Source organism: Agathobacter ruminis (genome assembly GCF_002735305.1).
Lineage (GTDB): Bacteria > Bacillota > Clostridia > Lachnospirales > Lachnospiraceae > Roseburia > Roseburia ruminis.
In genome coordinates, this window is sequence record NZ_PDYG01000083.1 from 1 (window position 1) to 1172 (window position 1172).

Below are 1172 nucleotides of genomic sequence, written 5' to 3' on the forward strand. Positions count from 1 at the left end.
TACGCTGACGCAAATCTCGCGCCAAGTCTCGCGAGCGAGACTTGAACTGTTCAAATTCACGCTTAAAGTTTTGCACTTTTTTGGAGAGATTATCATTCAAACTTATCTGTGAGACAAATCATCCTTTAACCATTTTTTCCTGATTATTCACACAATACCCATACAGATTGCTTCCCAGTGGTTCGCTCTGGTTATTCGAGAGTACCAGGTCATCCTCGGACAGGAATCTCATAAGGTCTGCACTATAGTAGCGACTCTGTAGGTAATACAGTTCAACAACTTCTGTTTCTTTTTCTTAGGCATTGTAATTATTTTTGACGATGAAACCAATTCTTTTGGGTAAGCTTCTTTAGTATTCTTTTCCTTTGCCTAAAATCACAGCCTTTCAACTCATCCAACATATTATCGGAAAGTGCAAAATAAAAGCCTTTTTCAGTTTTGCGTTTTTCATAGCATTCAATTTGCTCCAAACGCTCCTGACCAAACTGTTTGCAGTATTTTGGACCCAGATAATTTCCCCAATATATGGTTTGTAAATAGGATTCGTTGAAAACCGTTTCTTTGGTCCGGTCTAATAATTCTATACTTGAATCCAAATCACTAATTTTCCCATAAAAAGCAGAAAACAAATCGCAAAGACCACAGAACAAATTTATATATTTTATTTGCTTTTCATAAGATTCCAAAAAGTCATATGTGTGTGTTATAGAAATATGATTAAACGTATAATCACTGACTCGACGCCCCTCACCAACTTGATAATCTTTAAACCATGTAATACGCCACTTTTCTTCTCTGTGTTCCTTATGAATAAGCGAAATAGGTGAAATACCATCGTCAGATGCCAACTCAAAGATGAAATTTTTCAAATCAAGAGATGAAATTTGTTTTTTATTAAATTTAACCGTATACTCTTCAGATATCCCGTTAACCAATCTATCCTTTCCAATCTCGATATTGATGACATCTGAATAGTCATTATAAACTAACAATTCCCAAAACTTTTCACAAAACTCTTTAAAACTACATTCTCCGATGTTATAACACAATTCTTTTTCATAATAATAAATACACGTTGTTATCTCTGGTATTTCATAATCTTCATATGCCATCTTCTTCTCCTTCTGTATTGAGGATGCCTACCACATCACCCTGAAGGTTCTTTTCGTAGT

The 1172-nt window shown here is 34.9% G+C and carries 2 protein-coding genes; both read right to left on the reverse strand.

Annotated features, from left to right (window positions below):
- Positions 1–118 precede the first annotated feature (118 nt).
- Entirely contained in the window at positions 119–271 is a 153-nt protein-coding gene (locus tag CSX02_RS14180; RefSeq protein WP_408607293.1) for an RHS repeat-associated core domain-containing protein, read from the reverse strand.
- Between the two features lie 37 nt (positions 272–308).
- On the reverse strand, positions 309–1112 hold the full coding sequence (locus CSX02_RS09925) for a hypothetical protein (RefSeq protein WP_099386579.1): 804 nt from the start codon (positions 1110–1112) through the stop codon (positions 309–311).
- Between the last annotated feature and the right edge of the window lie 60 nt (positions 1113–1172).

What these genes read in the sequence shown, in the direction of transcription:
- CSX02_RS09925 (WP_099386579.1), bottom strand. Translation starts at nt 1,112, where the DNA reads ATGGCATATGAAGATTATGAAATACCAGAGATAACAACGTGTATTTAT.